At 32.0% G+C, this 16,564-nt stretch carries 17 protein-coding genes; 10 read left to right on the top strand and 7 right to left on the bottom strand.

Annotated elements, in window-relative coordinates:
• Positions 1-10: 10 nt before the first annotated feature.
• From RT99_RS22120 to RT99_RS22075, 10 genes are all read left to right on the top strand, one after another.
• Positions 11-541 (top strand): mechanosensitive ion channel family protein, encoded by a 531-nt coding sequence (locus RT99_RS22120; RefSeq protein WP_042566912.1) that lies wholly within the window; start codon positions 11-13, stop codon positions 539-541.
• 116 nt (positions 542-657) lie between these two features.
• Positions 658-1,761, top strand: a complete 1,104-nt coding sequence (locus tag RT99_RS22115) for an AI-2E family transporter (protein ID WP_042566911.1) — start codon at positions 658-660, stop codon at positions 1,759-1,761.
• 196 nt (positions 1,762-1,957) lie between these two features.
• A complete protein-coding gene (locus RT99_RS22110; RefSeq protein WP_371198254.1) occupies positions 1,958-3,679 on the top strand; it encodes a hypothetical protein in 1,722 nt (573 codons plus the stop codon).
• 218 nt (positions 3,680-3,897) lie between these two features.
• Positions 3,898-4,419 (top strand): hypothetical protein, encoded by a 522-nt coding sequence (locus RT99_RS22105; RefSeq protein WP_042566909.1) that lies wholly within the window; start codon positions 3,898-3,900, stop codon positions 4,417-4,419.
• A 185-nt stretch (positions 4,420-4,604) separates the two neighbouring features.
• Positions 4,605-7,136 carry a PIG-L family deacetylase gene (locus RT99_RS22100; RefSeq protein ID WP_042566908.1) on the top strand — a complete coding sequence of 844 codons (2,532 nt, stop codon included), beginning with the start codon at positions 4,605-4,607 and terminating at the stop codon, positions 7,134-7,136.
• 124 nt (positions 7,137-7,260) lie between these two features.
• Entirely contained in the window at positions 7,261-8,985 is a 1,725-nt protein-coding gene (locus tag RT99_RS22095; RefSeq protein ID WP_042566907.1) for a sodium:solute symporter, read from the top strand.
• A 36-nt stretch (positions 8,986-9,021) separates the two neighbouring features.
• Positions 9,022-9,366, top strand: coding sequence for a DUF805 domain-containing protein (locus RT99_RS22090; RefSeq protein ID WP_042566906.1), 345 nt, complete (start codon positions 9,022-9,024; stop codon positions 9,364-9,366).
• 12 nt (positions 9,367-9,378) lie between these two features.
• Entirely contained in the window at positions 9,379-10,110 is a 732-nt protein-coding gene (locus RT99_RS22085) for an alpha/beta hydrolase (RefSeq protein ID WP_042566905.1), read from the top strand.
• Between the two features lie 131 nt (positions 10,111-10,241).
• Entirely contained in the window at positions 10,242-10,859 is a 618-nt protein-coding gene (locus tag RT99_RS22080; protein ID WP_042566904.1) for a hypothetical protein, read from the top strand.
• Positions 10,860-10,933: 74 nt separating this feature from the next.
• Positions 10,934-11,563, top strand: a complete 630-nt coding sequence (locus RT99_RS22075) for an MCP four helix bundle domain-containing protein (protein WP_042566903.1) — start codon at positions 10,934-10,936, stop codon at positions 11,561-11,563.
• A 4-nt stretch (positions 11,564-11,567) separates the two neighbouring features.
• Here RT99_RS22075 and RT99_RS22070 read toward each other — a convergent pair whose 3' ends face one another.
• The 7 genes from RT99_RS22070 to RT99_RS22040 form a co-directional block, all read right to left on the bottom strand.
• Positions 11,568-11,981 (bottom strand): nuclear transport factor 2 family protein, encoded by a 414-nt coding sequence (locus tag RT99_RS22070; RefSeq protein WP_042566902.1) that lies wholly within the window; start codon positions 11,979-11,981, stop codon positions 11,568-11,570.
• Positions 11,982-11,983: 2 nt separating this feature from the next.
• A complete protein-coding gene (locus RT99_RS22065) occupies positions 11,984-12,508 on the bottom strand; it encodes a TetR/AcrR family transcriptional regulator (protein ID WP_042566901.1) in 525 nt (174 codons plus the stop codon).
• Between the two features lie 229 nt (positions 12,509-12,737).
• Positions 12,738-13,580, bottom strand: a complete 843-nt coding sequence (locus tag RT99_RS22060) for a DUF2911 domain-containing protein (RefSeq protein ID WP_042566900.1) — start codon at positions 13,578-13,580, stop codon at positions 12,738-12,740.
• 69 nt (positions 13,581-13,649) lie between these two features.
• On the bottom strand, positions 13,650-14,312 hold the full coding sequence (locus RT99_RS22055) for an HAD family phosphatase (RefSeq protein WP_042566899.1): 663 nt from the start codon (positions 14,310-14,312) through the stop codon (positions 13,650-13,652).
• Between the two features lie 135 nt (positions 14,313-14,447).
• Positions 14,448-15,164, bottom strand: a complete 717-nt coding sequence (locus tag RT99_RS22050; protein ID WP_042566898.1) for a ThiF family adenylyltransferase — start codon at positions 15,162-15,164, stop codon at positions 14,448-14,450.
• Between the two features lie 96 nt (positions 15,165-15,260).
• A complete protein-coding gene (locus RT99_RS22045) occupies positions 15,261-15,914 on the bottom strand; it encodes a TatD family hydrolase (protein ID WP_042566897.1) in 654 nt (217 codons plus the stop codon).
• Positions 15,914-16,513 carry a DUF1684 domain-containing protein gene (locus RT99_RS22040; protein WP_042566896.1) on the bottom strand — a complete coding sequence of 200 codons (600 nt, stop codon included), beginning with the start codon at positions 16,511-16,513 and terminating at the stop codon, positions 15,914-15,916. Before RT99_RS22040 ends, RT99_RS22045 begins: the two co-directional genes overlap by 1 nt.
• Positions 16,514-16,564 lie beyond the last annotated feature (51 nt).

Genomic DNA, 16,564 nt, shown 5'->3' with positions numbered 1-16,564 from the left:
AAATTTATTTATGTTTTCTTTCAAAGAATATAGCCAGGAGATCTTAACCACCGTCATTCTACTTTTAGCCTTAATGGCATTACGCGTTATTATTGCAAAATTAATTCGTCGTTATGCACATTCAAGTCAATTATTAGAACATCGAACTAATTTGGTTATAAAGTATATTCACATACTAATGAATATATTGGTAACCATTAGTTTAATTGTTATTTGGGGTGTTGATACCAAAGATATTTTTATTACCGTTTCTTCAATTGCTACTGTTATTGGCGTAGCCATGTTTGCACAATGGTCTATTTTGAGTAATATAACTTCGGGAATGATTTTGTTTTTTTCATTTCCCTTCAGAATTGGCGATACTATTAAAATCCATGACAAAGATTTTCCCATCGAGGCAGAAATAGAAGACATTAGTGCTTTTCATGTTAATCTTCGAACAAGAGACGGCGAAAGAATCATTTTTCCGAATAATTTACTGCTTCAAAAGGGGATTTCAATCATGCCAAGCCATTATGAAGATAAAGAGTTTTTTGACTAAAATTTATAATGGGAATCTTGTAAAGTAATATAAAAAACGTACAACACAATTTTGTGAGAAATTAAGGAATTTTGTTTAGATCAATTTTCGATCCATGTAACTTAATTTCCATACCAATGATTCGAACAATAAAATTGCCATTTTACGCTAAACTTTCCTTCATTCTTATAACTTTAATTTGTTTTGCATTTATATTTTGTGTCGGAAAAGATATCATTACACCCGTATTGATGGCCTTTTTATTTGCCGTTTTATTACTTCCTATTTTTACTCTTTTAAACGTAAGACTTAAATTTCCCAGACATCTAGCCGCCATAATTTGTGTTTTAATATTTGCTGCATTTATTGTGGGCATATTAGTCTTTATATCTTATCAGGTCAAAGATATCGCCAACGATTTTGATGCCATAAAGAAAAACGTAAATGTCTTTATAATTGAGGTTCATAAGTTTGTAAAAGATAATTTTCATATAAGCATTGGTGAACAAAAAAAATATCTTGATACAGTCACCAAAGATTCTGTTAAAAACGGAGGTGTCGTTACTTTAGGTTCAGCAATACTATCGATCACCGATCTTTTAATAGATTGTACTATTATTCCAATTTATACGTTTTTGTTCTTGTTGTATAAAGATCATTTTATTCTTTTTCTGGCAAAATTAGTCAACAAAGAAGACCATTCTGCTTTAAAAGATATATTAGGGCAAATACGGGTTTCTATAAATAATTATATTGTTAGTTTATTGTTAGAAATGATCGTCGTTTCCATTTTGACTGGTTTAGGACTTTGGATTGTAGGTGTGAAATATTTTATTCTATTAGGATTAATAACCGGAATTTTAAACCTAATTCCTTATATAGGTATTACAATTGCGGGTATAATAACTCTTTTGGCATCTTTATCCGGAACGCCCGAAACATCTGTGTTTTTAAGTATTCTGTTGGTAAATCTCGTTGTTCAGTTAATTGATAATAATTTACTTGTGCCTTTAATTATTAATTCTAAAGTAGAAATTAATGCTTTTGTATCTATTTTGGGAATCATTATAGGAGGAGCCGCTGCAGGAATTTCGGGAATGTTTTTAGCGATTCCGCTTTTAGCTATTTTGAAAATTATTTTTGAAAGAATAGAATCGTTAGAACCATGGGGATATTTAATGGGAAATCATATGCCGAGAAAATTTACGTGGAGAATCAGAAAACTCAAAATTGAAAATTAAATAATAAATGGTTCTTTTAAAAAATATGAGGTTTATTTATCTTATATTCATGTAAAAATTATCTGTAAAAAGCCCACTATACTTAATGTTCCGAAACTTTAAAATAATACTATCTATTTCACTATGCTTTTTTTTGCAGAGCATTTGTGCGCAGGTAGATAAGCCAAAACCGGAAACCAAAAAAGATAGTGCGGCAATGTATAAAAAAATCCAAAATTATTCTAAAAAACACAAGTTTACCAAAACTTTGCACAAATTACTTTTTAGAGCCAATAAACCTAAAAAGAAAGAAGCTGAAATTATAGAAAAAGATACGGCCAATTACGATGGTAAAATTATTAGAAATATAACTGTAGTAACCTTAGATCCGTTTGGGCATTCGATAGCAGATACTACGGCAAGACCTCGAAATTGGGGAGAACGAACAGGTAATAAACTTCATCTTAAAACAAAAAAAATAGCGATTTACAATTTATTGCTATTTAAAAGAAATGTTCCGTACGATTCTTATAAAGTGCAGGAATCTGAGCGTCTTATACGTGCGCAGCGATATGTAACTGCGGTTCGAATTACAAAGCAATTAGCGAGTCCGGCATCAGATTCTGTAGATGTTACCATTCGCGTTTTAGATTCCTGGAGTACCATTCCAAAATTCTCCATATCAAGCAGCCGGGTTTCTGTGGGATTTAAGGAAAAAGATTTTTTTGGTTCAGGCCAGGAACTTGAATATCGCTTTACCAATCGTTTTGATGACGGTCAAAATGCCAATGACGTTATCTACACAATACCAAATATCAAAAACACCTATATTAGTACCAAACTAAGATACAATATGGATTTGGATAATAATTATTCTAAAAGTATTGATATTGAACGTGATTTCTACTCGCCATTGACCAAATGGGCAGGCGGAATGTTTTTTGCCCAAAACTTTAGAAGAGATACACTTCAGGCGCCTTTACCTGATACCACATATGCTTTTCAGCCTTTTAAAAATAATGTACAGGATTTCTGGGTGGGAAAAGCATCAAAAGTTTTTGAAGATGATAATAATGGCGTTACCAATTTAATTGTATCTGCCCGTTTTCTGAATGTTGATTATACGGAAACGCCATCCGATTTATATGATCCAACACATTTTTATTCAGATGAAAAACTACTTTTAAGCGGTATCGGAATCAATACCAGAAAATTCGTCAAAGACAGTTATATTTTTAGGAACGGTGTAACAGAGGACGTTCCTATTGGTAGAATTTATGGCATTACGCTTGGTTATCAGTATAAAAATAAATATTGGCGGCCCTATGTAGGAGCTCAGTTTTCTTTTGGAAATTACTATGACTGGGGATTTTTAAGTACCAATTTTGAAGCCGGAACTTTTTTCCATCAATCAAAAACATATCAGACTTCGTTTTTATTTGAGTCGAATTATTTTACCAAATTATATAGTATAGGAAATTGGAAATTAAGACAATTCGTAAATCCAAAACTGGTTTTGGGTGTAAATCGTGAGGAAATTATTGGAGACGAACTTAATTTAAATGAGCAAAATGGTCTTGCCGGATTTAATGCTGCATTATATGGCACCAGTAAAGCAGTTTTGTCATTGCAAACACAAACTTATTCTCCTCATGCAATATGGGGATTTCGTATGAATCCGTTTTTTAATTACTCCATCGCCGTGTTAGGAAGTCCGAATGATGCCATGTTCAACAACAAAGCTTATCAAAAAGTAACAATTGGCTTATTGATCAGTAATGACTATTTAGTTTTCAGTTCCTTTCAATTATCCCTGTCATACTATCCAAGTATACCGTTACAGGGTGATAATGTATTTAAAACCAATACTTTTGAAACTACAGATTTTGGTTTACAAAATTTTGAACTTGCAAAACCAAGAATTGTTGAATATAAATAATCGATTTTGTCTTTTTATTTTTTGCGAAAAAAACGAAAAAAAAGTGCTTTTTTAAAATTTTAGTAACTTTTTAAAAATCAATACATTCCCAGTACCGTAGCGGTTTTACATCGACGAAACCTGTATTTTATTCGTCAAAATACAAGCTGTTTTCATTTTTGGCACAGTATATGAATATCGTTAAATAACATTACGATTAATATAAAAAACTAAACAAAATGAAAACAATTAAAATAGCAATCGCGGGATTATTTCTTTTGGTTGCAAATGCCACACAAGCCCAGGTATCAGTTAATGTAAATATAGGATCGCCTCCAGCTTGGGGACCATCGGGTTATTCTGAAATGGAATATTATTATTTGCCGGATGTTGAAGCGTATTATGATGTTAGAGCTTCACAATTTATTTATTTTGGAGGAGGAAGATGGGTTAGAGCAACCCGTTTACCAAGACAATATCGTAATTATGATTTGTACGGAGGATATAAAGTAGTTTTAAATGATTATCATGGAAGAACGCCTTATACGTATTTTGACAGACACAGAGTAAAATATTACAAAGGATATCATGGTGCACCACAAAGACCATACAGACCAAGACCAGTTTATGGTTACAATGATCGTCATGACCACAGAGATGACAGACGCCACGATAACAGACATCATGATAAACATGATAAACATGATAGACACGACAGACACGATCATGATGATCACGATGATCACCGTGGAAGAAGATAATTAATAGCCAATTTTTTTAAAGGAGAGTATCAAAATAATGATACTCTCCTTTTTATTTTTGTTTTTTTCTATATTTTCATCTTAAAAATCGGATCGATTTTTGAGCATTAACATTTCATTTAAATACTGTTCCATAAAATAATTAGTATTTTTGAAGCTATTTCAAAAAACAATCAAATCACACCATGCGAAAAATACAGGTTCAATTAATTCTTTTATTTTTTATAGGTTTTCAAATCTCATTTGCACAACAACCACAAAAACCAAGTTCTGTAGAAATCTACAATCAAATCAAAAAACTAAACTTTTTAGGTTCTGTATTATATATTGCTGCACATCCGGATGATGAGAATACCCGTTTAATCTCTTATATGGCAAATGAAATGAATGCCAGAACAGGCTATTTATCATTAACACGAGGCGATGGAGGACAAAACCTAATTGGACCGCAATTGCGTGAATTATTAGGCGTAATAAGAACTCAGGAATTAATCGAGGCCAGAAAAATTGATGGTGGAGAACAGTTTTTTTCTCGTGCCAATGATTTTGGTTTTTCTAAAAATCCAGATGAAACTTTACAAATTTGGGATAAAGATAAAGTACTTGCAGATGTTGTCTGGACAATCAGAAAATTTCAGCCAGACGTTATTATTAATAGATTTGACCATCGTTCGCCGGGAACCACTCACGGGCATCACACATCATCAGCAATGCTGAGCATTGAAAGTTATAAACTAACAAATGATCCTAAAATATATCCGGAGCAATTAAAATATGTTAAACCATGGCAGGTAAAACGACAGTTTTTTAATCCTTCGTGGTGGTTTTACGGAAGTCAGGAAAAATTTGATGCCGCTAATAAATCGAAGTTTACCAAACTGGAAACAGGTGTTTATTATACCGGAATTGGAAAATCGAATCAGGAAATTGCCGCTTTAAGCCGCAGCCGTCACCAATCGCAAGGTTTTGGAAGCACAGGTGTTCGTGGAAACGAAACCGAATATCTGGAACTTATAAATGGAGAAAATCCAAAAGATCGTGATAATTTATTCGACGGAATCGACACAACATGGAACCGTGTTAAAGGAGGTAAACCTGTTGGAGAATTAATTTCTAAAATTATTTCAAACTATAACTTTAGTAACCCATCTGCCAGTATTCCCGATCTGGTAAAAGCCTATTCGATGATTCTGTCTTTAGAAGATGATCATTGGAAAGAACTAAAAACTAATGCAATAAAAAACATTATTGCCTCTTGTTCCGGACTTTATCTGGAAGCTGTTGCCAGCGAACAGGAAGCAACTCCGGGAAGCACTGTTAAATTAAGTCTCGAAGCCATAAACAGATGTTCTGTTTCAATGGAATTAACGAGCGTAACAACATTACCGGACAATAAAACTACAGTTCAAAACAGTATTTTACAAAACAACAACGATCAGAAAATCAATCTTCAGATTCAGCTTCCAAATACAATTGAATACACGCAGCCCTATTGGCTAAAAGAAAAAGCAAGCATAGGAATGTACACGGTTTCGAATCAGGAAAATATTGGAATTCCTGATATTATCAGAGAAGTAAAAGTTGTTTTTAATGTAAAAATTAATGGCGTTGAAATTCCGTTTGAGCGCATTGTTGTTTACAAATACAACGATGGTGTAAAAGGTGAAATGTATAATTTTCTGGATATAGTTCCAGAAGTTACGACTTCAATTTTAGAAAAAGTTTTACTTTTTGGAAGTACAAAAAGCAAAATGATTCCTGTAAAAGTTCGTGCAGGAAAAGACGATATAAAAGGCATTTTACAACTTGAATTACCAAAAAGCTGGGCCGTTTCTCCAAAAGAAATTCCGTTTACATTAGCAAAAAAAGGAACAGAACAAATTTTTTATTTTGAAGTTACACCGCCAACACTGCCGGAAGAAGCCGTTGCAAAAAGTGTAGTCACTGTGGATAATAAACGTTTTGATAAAGATGAAATTGTCATTGATTTTAATCACATTACCAAACAAATGGTTTTAAAATCGGCAGAATCAAAATGTATTCGAATTGATCTGAAAACTTCAGGAGATGCCATTGCCTATATTATGGGCGCCGGCGACGAAGTTCCCGAAAGTTTGACGCAAATGGGTTATAAAGTTACGATTGTAAAACCGGAAGAAATTACGCCTGAAAAATTAGATTCATTTAGTACCGTTATTACCGGAATTCGTGCTTACAACACCGTAAATGCATTAGCAAACAAACAAAAAATACTCTTTGATTTTGTAAAAAGCGGTAAAAACATGATTGTTCAGTACAATACTTTTGGCAGAATTGTAACCGATCAGATTGCACCATATCCTTTAAAAATATCAAATGATCGTGTTACCGAAGAAAATGCAAAAGTTACTTTTTTAGCACCAAATCACCCTGTCTTAAACACGCCAAACAAAATTACGACAAAAGATTTTGAAGGCTGGACACAAGAACAAGGTTTGTATTATCCTAATGATTATGATGCTGCCTTCACTCCTATTTTATCATCACACGACAAAGGCGAATCTGCTAAAGATGGCGCTTTATTAGTAGCACCATACGGAAAAGGATATTACATTTACACAGGCTTAAGCTTTTTTAGGGAATTGCCGGAGGGCGTGGCCGGAGCTTATAGGTTATTGTCGAATATTATTTCGCTGAAACAGCCAATCGAAGCGCCTAAACAAGAACTAAAAAAATAGAGATTTCAAGAATATGGAAGCTAAAAAAACAAAAAAATGGAAAAAAAGCTACACCTACGTTTTGGTAGCCAACGCAATTTACATTGTGATTTTTTTCTTAATCATGCAATTATACTCATAACCTATGCAATTATTTGATTGGATCGTACTGATCGTTACGCTTTTATTTATTGTTGGTTATGGATCCTGGAAAACCAAAGGAAGTAAAAACGTCGAAGATTTTATTTTAGGAAACAACGAAACTCCCTGGTATACAGTTGGACTTTCGGTAATGGCGACACAAGCCAGCGCAATTACCTTTTTATCAACTCCCGGGCAAGCCTATCATGACGGAATGGGTTTTGTGCAATTCTATTTTGGATTGCCAATTGCAATGATTGTGATTTGTTTGACATTTATTCCGCTTTATCATAAAAATAAAGTTTTTACCGCTTATGAATTTCTCGAAAAACGATTCGATTTAAAAACGCGTTCTCTTGCTGCTATTCTTTTTTTAGTACAAAGAGGTTTAGGAACAGGTCTTACCATTTATGCTCCTGCAATTATTTTATCGGCTCTTTTGGGTTGGAATTTAACTTTTATGAACATCATGATTGGTGTTCTTGTAATTATTTATACATTTTCGGGAGGAACAAAAGCTGTAAACGTAACCCAGAAACAGCAAATGTTTGTAATTATGTCTGGAATGTTTATCACATTTTTCCTGATTTTACATTACTTGCCAAACGATATGACTTTTAACAGTGCAATGCATATTGCCGGTGCAAATGATAAAATGAATATTGTTGACTTCTCTTTTGATCCCGAAGAAAAATATACTTTTTGGAGCGGTATCACAGGTGGATTTTTCCTGGCCCTTGCCTATTTTGGAACAGATCAGTCGCAAGTTGGACGTTATTTATCAGGAAAATCAATTCGCGAAAGCCAAATGGGATTAATCATGAACGGACTTTTAAAAGTTCCGATGCAATTCTTTATTCTGTTAACCGGAGTTATGGTTTTTGTGTTTTTTCAATTCAATCCTGTTCCGTTAAATTTTAATCCGAATAATAAAATTGTCATTGAAAAATCGGCTTTTAAGGAAGAATATCACGCCTTAGAAAAGAAATTAAGCAAACTTTCTGAAGACAAAAAAGTAATCAATTTATTGTATATCGATCAGCTGAATCAGGATTATGACAATCCGATTTTACGTAAAGAGTTAGTTGCTTTATCCAATAAAGAAAAAGATTTACGCGACCGTGCCAAAGAAATTATTTCAAAAGCCGATAGTAATAGTGAAACCAATGATAAAGATTATGTGTTTTTTCATTTCATTTTACATTATTTACCAAAAGGTTTAATTGGTTTATTATTAGCTGTAATTCTTTCGGCAGCGATGTCGTCAACGGCTTCAGGATTGAATGCATTGGCGTCTACAACAGCAATTGACATTTACAAACGAAATCTGAAAACCGAAAAATCAGAGAAACATTATTTGAATGCAACCAAATTCTTTACCCTTTTCTGGGGAATTGTAGCCATACTTTTTGCCTGTGTCGGAACTTTGTTTGAGAACTTAATTCAGCTTGTAAACATAATTGGTTCTATTTTTTACGGAACTGTTTTAGGAATCTTTTTAGTTGGATTTTATTTGCGCCGTGTACGAGCAAAAGCAATGTTCATCAGCGCTATTATTAGCCAGACTACTATATTTTTCATTTATTATTTTATGATCTACAGCCAGGAAAAACTGGGTTATTTGTGGCTGAATTTTATTGGGGCCATTTTAACAATTGTATTGTCATTGTTGATACAATTTTTCTTTTTTAGAGGAGAGAAAGATGTTGATCAAATAGTTCTGGAGTAATTATTTAAATACACATAAAAAGAATAATGAAATTGTATGGAATATTTAAAAAACACACTCTTTTTCTATTCTTCTTTTTCTGGAAAATCTGGAAGAATCGAGTATGGAATTTATTGCATAGTTAATATTTTAATGTATTATTTTGCTTTAGATCTATACCATGATGTTAATTTAGATAATGAAAAGATTCTTAATTTATTTTATGTATGTCTCATTATTCTAATAATATTTGTTCCAACGCAGGCAGCAACGACAAGAAGGCTTAGGGATTTAGATGCGAATCCGACATTTATTATTTTTAATTTTATTCCTATCCTGAATTTAGCTTTTATATTTTTTTTATTAATAGCAAAGAGAAATATTAAATTACAAACTAATTAATATTTAGTAGCTATGAAAAAGAAATACCAAATCCTAAAAATCATAAAAAGAGTATGGTTTACCATTGCTATTTTGTTTACGATTTGGTTGTTTTATTCTTATCAGGCTAAAGATGTTCCAGATTCCTATTTCGAAAGCAGTTCTAAAATATCAGTAAAAGACAGCGATGATTATTTTCTGTTTGAACCAAAGCAGAAATTTGATAAAATCTTTATTTTCTATCCCGGCGCAATGGTCGATCCAAAAGCGTATGTGCCATTATGCAGAAAAATTTCAGAAAACGGAATCAAAGTTTATCTGATAAAAATGCCCTGGAGATTAGCTACGAAAGGTTATGAAATTCCAAAACAGCTTGATTTATTTGCCGATAAAACCAAAACCTATATTTTATCGGGACATTCGCAAGGCGGAAAGATGGCTGCTCAGTTTGTAAAAGAAAATCCGGATTTAATTCAAAAACTGATTTTAATTGGAACAACACATCCGCGAGATATTTCATTGGCAGAAAGTAAAATTCCCATATTGAAGATATACGGTTCAAATGACGGGATTGCCGATGAAAAAACAATTTTTAAGAATAAATCTAAACTTCCTGCGGATACAAAATTTATAAAGATTGAAGGTGCCAATCACGGACAATTTGGCTATTATGGTTTTCAATTGGGAGATGATTCTGCAACAATTTCCCGTGAAAAACAACAGGAAGAAACACTCCGTCATATACTTAATTTTATCAGTAAATAATTACGTAATAATTGTAATAAAAAGACTATTTTAGTATTTCCAAAATCTAGCCTTAAACAAAAGAAGAGTTTAAAATACTGATTATCAATTCGCAATTAGTTACTAAAGTAATTTAACTATAAAATTAGTAAATGAAATTTTCAGACGATATAGAGAAATTGCTTCCGCTGGGTTATATCTTCCTTGTAATAATGGGAATACTAAAGGACAGTTTTTTCTATTATCAATTAGGAATAAACATTTTAAAATATTCTACAATAATGGACATCTTAATGAGTCCAATTGCTGAATTTACTTCAAATCCTATAATCTTAACCGCCATAATTCTATTATTTGGTTTGCATTATTATTTGCCTTCACTATTATTAAAATATAATAACATTAAATTCATACAAAAAGCATTTGAATTAAAACCTACCGAAGGTTTGTCAATAAATGAAACTAAAAGTTATTTCAATAGTATCGCAATAAAATCTCTGGCAATTTTTTTATGCTCTTTTTTTCTTGGTTATGGGGTTGCAGGAGGATATTTTACATCAAAAAAAATTAAAAATGATAAGATAAAATACAACTATAAATTAAACTATAACAGCGGAGAATCGGAAGAAATTTATTTGATAAATACAAACTCATTATATTATTTCTACATAAGCAAAGGAAGTAAAACCATAGAAATAGCTCCATTGGCATCTATTAAGAACATAGAGTTGACAGATAACAAAATGCTTGGATTAAATTCTATAAAATAATTCGGATTTTACATGCTGTTATATTTTAAAAAAATACATAGAATTAAATATTTATAAATCAAACCTAAAACAAAATGAAAGACCTACATAAAATCAGCAATAAAACCAAAGCTGCTTTCATTTTGTTGATTGTGATGCTGATTATTATTTTAAGCAATTTCAATACGCTGCAAAACTCTAAAAAGGTAAATGAAAATATCAATGGGATTTATAAAGATCGTTTGGTGGTGGCACACTATATTTTTCAATATTCAAAAGAACTTCATTTTATAAAAGCCGAAGCAGAGAAATTGAACCTGAGCGATACTATTAAAACGGATGAAATTATCAGCACATTAAAAGTAATTCATTCGATAGACCAATTATACGAAAAAACAGTTTTGACACCAACAGAAAGAATATTTTTCCAAAATTTTCTAAATTCTTGTAATACAATTAATAAGCAAACCCAAAATAAAAATTGGGATCAAATTGCAAAATCGAGCGAAAAAGCTTTAAAAACTTTAGAACAATTATCCCAAATTCAAATTACAGAAGGAAAAGTAAAATTAGCCAGCGCAAATGCTATGTATAATGACAATAACAGTCTAGGCCAGCTTGAGATCGCTTTGCTTATTGTTTTGGGCGGAATTACTTTTTATTTATTAATTGTCAAAAAAACGAAGCGAACTATCAAGATTCCGGAACCACCGAGCATGAATTAGTTTATTATTTCAGTTTTCTGTCTTCTTCTTTAATAGCAAGATCGTTTATACTGGCAAATCTTTTTTGCATTAATCCGTTTGAATCAAATTCCCAATTTTCATTTCCGTATGCTCTAAACCAGTTTCCGTCAAGATTTTGGTATTCATATTCAAAACGAACCGCAATTCGATTTTCTGTATGTGCCCAATATTCTTTTTTTAGTTTATAGTTTCTTTCTTTATTCCATTTTTGCGTTAGAAAGGAAACGATTTCCTCTCTCCCATTTACAAACTGATCTCTGTTTCGCCACTCACTATCAACAGTATAAGCTTTTGAAACACGTTCTGGATCCTGGCTATTCCAGGCATCTTCTGCCAATTGAATTTTTTCTAATGCCGTTTCGTATGTGAAAGGTGGCAATGGTAGTTTCTGTTCCATTTTTATAAAATTAAAGTTTTAATTATTTTTTTAGATTGTTCTATAAGATGGTTTGATTTAAACAACTGACTTTCGATAAGACAGCTTTCAAAAAGCAAATAAACATGATCTGCAATAAGATCGTTATGTATAAGGTTCTTAAAATAATTCCGTAAATCTGATTTATGACTTTGAATTACATTGAGCACTTTTGTATTATCTGAGGGAATTTCAGAAAGCAGGTTTAAAAAACTACAGCCTCTAAAATTTTCTTTATGATTCATATAAATCAAAAAATCAAACGAAGCCTGAATTTTTAATTTTGGATCTTCTGTGTTTAAGGTGAAATTTTCCAATTCATTAAACCAATATTCATGACGCTGATTTAAAAAAGCAACACACAAGTCTTCTTTTGATTTAAAGTGTTGATAAAAGCTTGCTTTTGCCACTTTCGCCTCTTCAATAATCTGATTGATGCCAGTGGCATTATATCCTTGTTTGTGAAATAAAACAAAAGCTTTGTCTAAAATTCGTTCTTTGGGTAACATTTCTGTGATAAATTAGAAATACAAATGTATATAAAATTGAACACAAACAGACAAGTCTGTCTATTTATTTTTAAATATGCTAACACTGTAATTTCGAACGAAATGACAAAAAAAAGATGTTAATTCGTTTCTAATTAAAAAAAGAACCCAAAAAAATCCCAAATTCCAAAGTCAAAGCTTTTGGAATTTGGGATTTATCCCGAGACTTCGGGGTTGGAATTTTACAGCATTATCTGCTCCACTCCGCAATACTATCTTTGTTTAATTTTACATAATCCTGATTATTAGCAGTTTCAGCAGCAGCCAATGAAGCTTTTGCGGTTTCAACTGCACCTTTTTTATCTCCTTGTTTTGCCTGGATCAACGATTTTAATCTTAAAATAAAATAAGGTTTTTCAGTACTCATATCTAGAGATTTATCAACATAAGTTCTTGCTGTTTCGATATTTCCGTTTGATTGAAATAAATATTGAGATGCAGCAAAATAATCATTTGCTGTTGGTCCGCCTAAAGTTTTTTCAATACTTGCAATCGCATTTTTTGCAGTTGGAACTTCAAATTTTAAAGCAACGTGAGAGTTTTCCCAAGCCATTTCTAAATACCCGAAGTTTGGATCTAAACCATTAATTCCAATTGTAAATGTCTCAACAGGAGTTGGTAAAGCATCTTCTTTTACTGTAGTTCTTAAAACAACATACGATTCATTCCAGTTTTCAGGTAATCCCCAGTTATCTGTAGAAAGGTAAAAAATTACTTCCCAGCTTTCGATTTTAGGAATTGTATATATTGCATATTTTCCCTTTTTTAATGTTTTACCATCAATAATAACATCATCGCTAAAATTAATGATTGTATTTTCGTTAGCTCCGGTTCTCCATAATTTACCAAACGGAACTAAATTTCCAAATACAGCTCTTCCTCTGGCACCTGGTCTTGAATAAGTAACTTCAACATCAGTTAAACCTACAGTTTGTTTTATATAACCCTTCGGACTCGCTTGTGGTGTTTTTATTTGTGCTTCTGTAGCAAAAGGAGCCAAAATAATGGCTAATGCAATAAGTAGTTTTTTCATTTCTTGTTTATTTTGTTTTGCCCAAATTTACAAATTCAATCAGGGAACAAATGTTAAATATTATATAATTCAAACGCCTAACTGTGATATTTTTTGTGCGTTTAATTCATTAAAATGATTGATAATTAAATCGGCAGCAGATAAATCCTGCATTTTAGAATGATGACTGTTATAACCTACACAAAACAAGTTTGCTGCTTTTGCCGCTTTCACTCCGTTTGTACTGTCTTCAATTACAATACAATTTTCTGCCGGCGCCACAGACAATGATGCTGCATGAAGAAAGATTGCCGGATTAGGTTTTGATTGCGGAAAATCTTCTCCGCTTACAATATGTGTAAAATATTGATGCAAATTAAATCTTGTAAAAACACGATCAATCGTTACTTTTGATGCTGATGAAGCTAATATCAACTGTATTCCATTGGCATACAAATCTTTGATTAAATCTTCTACACCTTCTAACAGATACAAATCTTCTTTGGTATCAAAAGCATCATTAAAAATATTTCTTTTTCTCTGAATCAAATCTTCAACTTCATGTTCAATCGTTGGAAAAAAGCCTTTTAAGGTTTGAAAAGTATTTCGGGTCGAAAACCCTGTAAATGAAGTATACATTTCTTCGGTTACTTCGATATTCAATTCTGTAAATTGTTTATAATAAGCATAACGATGAACGGGTTCTGTATCCACAATTACGCCGTCCATATCAAATATTACTGTTTTAATCATTTTTTTCTTTTTAAGGTGCTAAGGTTCTGAGTCGCTAAGGTTTTTTTCTAAGATTTTGAGTTACTAAGGTTCTAAGTTGCTAAGGTTTTTAGCTTTAAATTTAAAACTTAGTATCTCAGAATCTTAGCATCTTAGCTACTCTTTCTTCAACAAATATCTAATTACGGTTTCGGCAGCGTGAAGTCCGAATAATCCTGGCATATAACTGTTTGTTCCGTAAAATGACTTTTTGAAGTTTTTTCCGTCGGTTAATTTTAAGCTTTTTTCGTCTTGGATTTCAGAAGAGAAAACCACTTTTAATTTGTTGATTTTGACTTCTTTCAGACGTTTTCTGATAGTTTTAGAAAAATAACAGTTTATTGTTTTAGAAATATCACTCACTTTTACTTTCGAAGCCAGCATTTTTCCACCAGCGCCCATACTGCTTATAATTTTTACTCTTTTGCGTTTGGCTGCAATAATCAAATTTAATTTTGGAGTGATACTGTCAATACAATCCAAAACATAATCAAATTCTGGAGAAACAATCTCAAAAGCACGTTCAGGAGATAGAAATTCCTGTACACGGGTTAGTTTCAATTCCGGGTTAATATCCATCAATCGGTCGCCAACAATTTTTATTTTTGGCTCACCAACTGTCGAATGCAATGCCGGCAATTGTCTGTTTATATTGGTTATATCAACTACATCGCCATCTACAATTGTCATACTCCCTACTCCTGCTCTTGCCAAAAATTCTGCTGCAAATGAGCCAACTCCTCCTAAACCAACTACTAAAACATTCGAGTTTTGCAAGTTCTGTAATCCTTCTTTTGTAAATAAAAGCTCGGCTCTTTCTGTCCACTCTGCCATATGATATTCTTTTGTTTATTTTGTTTTTTCTTGTTTAATGTTTCAGGTTCTGGATTGCGATTATCTTTGTCAAAGTTTTAAACTTTGACAAAGATCTCAATCTTCATTACTGAAAACTTCTTTAAAATTACTTGAGATAATGTCTTGTAATTCTTTTATATTCAAATTTTTATAATCTGCTGCTAAATTATAAACCTGTTTGATACTTTCTTCAACCGTATCAGTTTCCAGAAAAAAACGATCGTTTGGAATTTGCTCAAAAACCGTTTTCAATTCCGGATTTCTCAATAAATATTTTCCAAACGAAAGATAAAATCCATCCTTAATAAGCTGATTTGCAACTTGGGCATTTTTTGAAAAACCATGTATAATCATCGGAACTGAAATTTTCATTTCTTTCTTGATTGCAGTTATTTCCTGAAAAGCTGCAACACAATGAATTACAATGGGTTTCTTATATTTTTCGGCTAAAGCCAATTGTTTTTTAAAAACTATAATTTGCTGTTCTAACGAAATCTCAATGCGTTTATCTAAACCACATTCACCAATAGCCAGACAATTATCGGTTTGCAATTTCTCTTCAATAATTTTCAAATCGGCATCAACTCTGTCTTCCACAATATACCAGGGGTGAATTCCAACAGAATAAAACGGAATTGCAGCATTAAATTCCTGCGGATATTGATTAACCAGTTCTAAAATATCAGGCTGGTTTGTAAATTGATGCGTATGAAAATTAAAGAATTCCATTAATGAAATGTTTTAACTCCGGCTTTAACTTCTACTTTCAAATCATTTTCTAAAGGAACCAACGGACATGAATACTTGTGATTATAAGCACAATACGGATTATAAGCCTGATTAAAATCGACTGCAATTGTATTTCCTTTCGGAATTTTCAAATCAATATACCTTCCTCCTATATAGCTTTCTTTACCGCTTGTTAAGTCCGAAAATGGCAAAAACAAATGATCTTTATATTCTGCCGTTTTAGAAAGTTCAATATTTCTATAAACGTTCAATTGCAGGGCAACACCGTTTAAGGTAAAATATAAAGTTCCGTATTTGATATATTTTGGAGTTCTTGTTCCTGTAGTTTTCATTTCAAAGACTTTTTCATTCTTTGCTTTTACAAACTTTGCGTTCACAAAATATTTTGAATCTATAGGATAAAAATCTAAAGCTTTAAAAGTCTTTAAATCTTCTTCCATAAGCGGACTAGTCTTAGGATCAGCATATTCAGCATTTATTGTTTTCTGAAATTTTTCTGTTTCTTTCTGATCAAATTTTTTCTGACCAAAACAAAAGTTAACCAGTAACAATACTAAAAAAGCAATTACATTTTTCATCTTTGAAATTTTAAGCAAAAATAGTTTAAAAGTAACAAAGCTCCAACCGCA

The organism is Flavobacterium sp. MEB061 (assembly GCF_000834715.1).
GTDB lineage: Bacteria > Bacteroidota > Bacteroidia > Flavobacteriales > Flavobacteriaceae > Flavobacterium > Flavobacterium pectinovorum.
Note: the sequence above shows the minus strand (reverse complement) of the source record. Positions and strands in the feature narration are given on the sequence as shown.